Annotated in this window: 2 protein-coding genes; both read left to right on the top strand. The window is 46.6% G+C overall.

Going from position 1 to position 4,199, the window contains the following annotated elements; translation table 11 throughout:
* Window positions 1–401 precede the first annotated feature (401 nt).
* Window positions 402–1,442 carry an ABC transporter permease gene (locus QUA97_RS27940; RefSeq protein WP_194071232.1) on the top strand — a complete coding sequence of 347 codons (1,041 nt, stop codon included), beginning with the start codon at window positions 402–404 and terminating at the stop codon, window positions 1,440–1,442.
* Between the two features lie 513 nt (window positions 1,443–1,955).
* Window positions 1,956–4,118 carry a DUF4394 domain-containing protein gene (locus QUA97_RS27935; RefSeq protein ID WP_333197553.1) on the top strand — a complete coding sequence of 721 codons (2,163 nt, stop codon included), beginning with the start codon at window positions 1,956–1,958 and terminating at the stop codon, window positions 4,116–4,118.
* Window positions 4,119–4,199 lie beyond the last annotated feature (81 nt).

Below are 4,199 nucleotides of genomic sequence, written 5' to 3'. Positions count from 1 at the left end.
AGTAGTCAGTAGTCAGTAGTCAGTAGTCAGTAGTCAGTAGTCAGTAGTCAGTAGTCAGTAGTCAGTAGTTATTGGTTGTTGGTTATTAGTTGTTGGTTGTTGGTTGTTGGTTATTAGTCATTAGTTATTGGTTATTGGTTATTTGTTATTGGTTATTGGTTATTGGTTATTTGTTAGTTCCTATTCCCAATGACCTGTGCGGGCCAATGACCTGCGCGGGCCAATTCCCTAGTCAGTAGTCATTAGTCATTAGTCATTAGTGATTGTCGGGTGCGTCAGGGGGCTGAATGTGACGAGAACCTACTCAAAAATTGCTCCCGACGCACCCGACGGGCTGTTGACTGCTCGTATTTATGAATCATTAAAAATTCTTCAATCTTCAATCTCAAATCTAAAATCGCATGGCTTCTATTAAATCTAATCGAAATTCGCGAATATTGAGTTCTATATTTGGCAACGAGACATTTACTTATGTAGTCAAGCGACTGTTGCAGGCACTTTTAACCTTATTTTTAGCATCGGCTCTTTGTTTTGCAATTATTGAGTTGGCACCAGGAAATTACTTAGATACTTTGAGCCAAAATCCCAAGATTTCGCCGGAGACACTCAAGCAACTCGAACAGCAGTTCGGCTTGGATAAACCAGCGATTGTGCAGTATTGGCTGTGGTTGCAACAAATTGTAACGCGGGGGAATTTTGGCACGAGTTTTGTGTATCAGCGATCCGTAGCGTCGCTGCTGTGGGAACGGGTACCGGCGACGCTGTTGATGGCGATCGCCTCTTTGATTGTAACTTGGGCGATCGCGCTTCCTTTGGGAATAGTTGCCGCCGTCAATCAAAACCGCACAGTCGATCGAGTTTTGCAAGTAGTCAGCTACACCGGCCAGGGATTTCCCAGCTTTATCACAGCCTTGCTGCTGCTATTTTTTGCTCAAAATACTTCCCCTCTTTTCCCAGTCGGAGGAATGACCAGCATCGACCATGCAGACTTACCTTGGTGGGGTCAAATCCTCGATTACTGCTGGCACTTAATCTTGCCAACAGTCGCCCTCAGCGTTACAGGTTTTGCAGGCTTGCAAAGATTGATGCGCGGACAATTATTGGACGTACTGCGTCAAGATTACATCCGCACCGCCAAGGCCAAAGGTTTACCCGACAATCGAGTAATTTACGTTCACGCTTTACGGAATGCGATTAATCCGTTAGTCACGCTATTGGGTTTTGAGTTTGCTAGTTTGTTAAGCGGTGCATTTATTGCTGAATTTTTCTTTAATTGGCCTGGTTTGGGAAAACTGACTTTGGAAGCCGTGACAAATCAAGATTTGTACTTAGTCATGGCAAGTTTGATGATGGGCGCGACCATGTTGATTGTTGGTAATTTGTTGGCAGATTTACTACTTAAAGCAGTTGACCCTAGAATTAAACTGGAAAATCTTAAATAGTCAACTAAATTAGACAAGATTACACTCATTTTCAAATTCTATTGAAGTCCATTGTAATGCACTTGGTGGCAGAGGCCTTTCAAAATATGAGAGCTACTTGGCAATCCGATCTGGCAATTGCTAGACCGCGGATCTCATTTAATTGAGAAATTGTCTGACCTGGATCGGGTAAATTTAGTCGTAAATCCTCAGTATTTACGAATATTTTTTGGCGTTCTGTCAAAGCCCGATCGCGCAAATCCACAAGCAGTATGACCGGGGATTTAGTTATAGATGAGATGGTATTGAAAAGTAATCGAGCGAGGTACAGATCCAAAATAATGAATTCATCGTATATTACTAATAGACATCTCTAATAATTCTTGTGGTGCAGGCATCCAGCCTGCCCAAAATTTGCTTGGAGATGTCTAGAGTGGGACAAACATTCTGACAGTGCGAATTCGTGATATGTTGAACTGAGAAAGTCGCCGCTTTTAGGCAACAAAAATATCAAAATTAGAGGGTGATTACAGCATGGCAGAAATTAGAGGTACCTCACAAGCCGACTTGCTAGCCGGAACTCCAGAAGATGACCTGATTTTTGGTTTGGCGGGCAATGACACCATTGTGGCAAACTCGGGAAATGACAGCATCTTTGGAGGAAAACAAAGCGATTCCATTGATGGGGGTTCTGGTCAAGATTCGCTTTTTGGAGATTTAGATAACGATACTATTAACGGCGGTGAAGGTAGCGATTTTTTAGTTGGCGGAAAAGGTAGCGATTTCATCTCAGGAAACTCCGGCAATGATGTTTTGTCGGGCGATCGCGGTACTGATATCCTGAGCGGCGGCGAGGGGGCAGACCTATTTGTTTTGAGGCGCTACGCTGATGCCGATCCTTTTCGTACCAGCGGCGGTGTCAGTTTGGGCGATGCTGACGCGATCGCAGATTTTGCACCGGGTACAGATTTAATCGGTTTGGGAGAAGGTGTCAGTTTTAGCGACTTGAATATTCTGGAAGCTGGAAACAATACTGTTATTCAAGACCGGGTGACAGGAGAATTTTTTGCGGTTCTCCAAGGGGTGAGACAAAGTTCGATCGGCCCGGCAAATTTCACTAATAATATTAGCAGCATTGTTCCCACTCTCCCGCCTCCACCGCGGACAACGGCTTATGCTTTAACTTCTACTAATCGGATTGTTGGTTTTAGTCTTTCCAATCCGGGAAGTGTCATCTCAGATTTGCCCGTGACTGGATTACCAGCGGGAGAAAGTTTGCTGGGAATTGATTATCGGCCGGCGAATGGCGTACTTTACGGTGTGGGTAGCAGCAATCGCTTGTATACTCTCAATCCCAGAACTGGAGAAGCAAGTCAAGTCGGTAGCGGGGAATTTCCTGTTGGTTTGACTTCGGGGGCTGCGGGTTTTGATTTCAATCCGACGGTGGATCGCATTCGGTTTGTCAATCAAGCCGGTCAAAATGCCCGCCTCAATCCGAATACGGCGGGAATTGTGGATTTTGACACGCAGGCGGGGGGAATTCAACTCGACGGGAATTTGGCTTATGCTGCGGGCGATCGCAATTTCGGAAGTTCTCCGGGGGTGGCTGGGGCTGCCTATACTAACAATTTGGCCGGGGTAACTTCGACAACTTTGTTTGCAATCGACAGCAATTTAGACGTTTTGGTGCGACAAGATCCGCCGAATAATGGAGTGTTGAATACGATCGGATCTTTGGGAGTTGATGCTACTAGCATTCTCGGCTTTGATATCAGAACTATCGGCGGCCGCGATGTCGCGGTGGCTGCGCTGCAAGTTGGGGGCGTTTCCGGTTTGTACAATATCAATTTGACAACCGGTCAAGCTTCCTTCGCGGGCCAAATTGCCGACGGAAGACAGATTAACGGTTTGGCTTTGCCTTTGCCTACAGCTTACGCTTTGACTGTCAGAAATGGCGCTGAAGCAATTGTCGGTTTTAACGAGGCGGCACCGCAGGCGATTCTGAGCGACGCGACAGTTACGGGTTTGCAGCCTGGAGAAAGTTTGCTGGGAATTGATTTTCGCCCCGCTAACGGCCAACTTTTCGGTGTGGGTTCTAGCAATCGCTTGTACGCGATCGATCCGGTGACTGGGGCTGCAAGTCAAGTCGGGACTGGGCAATTTCCTGTTGGTTTGACTCCGGGGGCTGCGGGTTTTGATTTCAATCCGACGGTGGATCGCATTCGGTTTGTCAATCAAGCCGGTCAAAACGCCCGCCTCAACCCGGATACGGGGGCAGTTGTGGATACTGACACGCTGACGGGGGGAATTCAACTCGACGGGAATTTGGCTTATGCTGCGGGCGATCGCAATTTTGGAAATTCTCCGGGGGTGGCGTCTGCTGCTTATGTGAATAACTTGCCGGGGGTAAATTCGACAACTTTGTTTGCCATCGACAGCAATTTAGACGTTTTGGTGCGGCAAGATCCGCCGAATAATGGAGTGTTGAATACGATCGGATCTTTGGGAGTTGATGCTGGTACCGTTCTCGGCTTTGATGTCAGGAGTGTTGGCGGTAACGAGACGGCTTTGGCTGCGATCGAAGTTGGCGGAGTTTCGAGCCTGTACAATATTAATTTGACGACCGGTCGGGCTTCCATCGTCGGTCCAATTGGCGACGGGCGATCGATTAAAGGTTTGGCACTGACTTTGATTTAAATAGGGGAAGTCATTAGTCATTAGTCATTAGTCATTAGTCATTAGTCATTAGTCATTAGTCATTAGTCATTAGTCATTAGT

Source organism: Microcoleus sp. CZ3-B2 (assembly GCF_036705055.1).
Classification (GTDB): Bacteria; Cyanobacteriota; Cyanobacteriia; order Cyanobacteriales; family Microcoleaceae; genus Microcoleus.
The sequence above is the reverse complement of the archived record's forward strand: the minus strand, read 5'-3'. Positions and strand labels throughout refer to the sequence as shown.

Coding starts and splice junctions, on each gene's coding strand:
- QUA97_RS27935 (WP_333197553.1), top strand. CDS start 1,956: ATGGCAGAAATTAGAGGTACCTCACAAGCCGACTTGCTAGCCGGAACT.
- QUA97_RS27940 (WP_194071232.1), top strand. CDS start 402: ATGGCTTCTATTAAATCTAATCGAAATTCGCGAATATTGAGTTCTATA.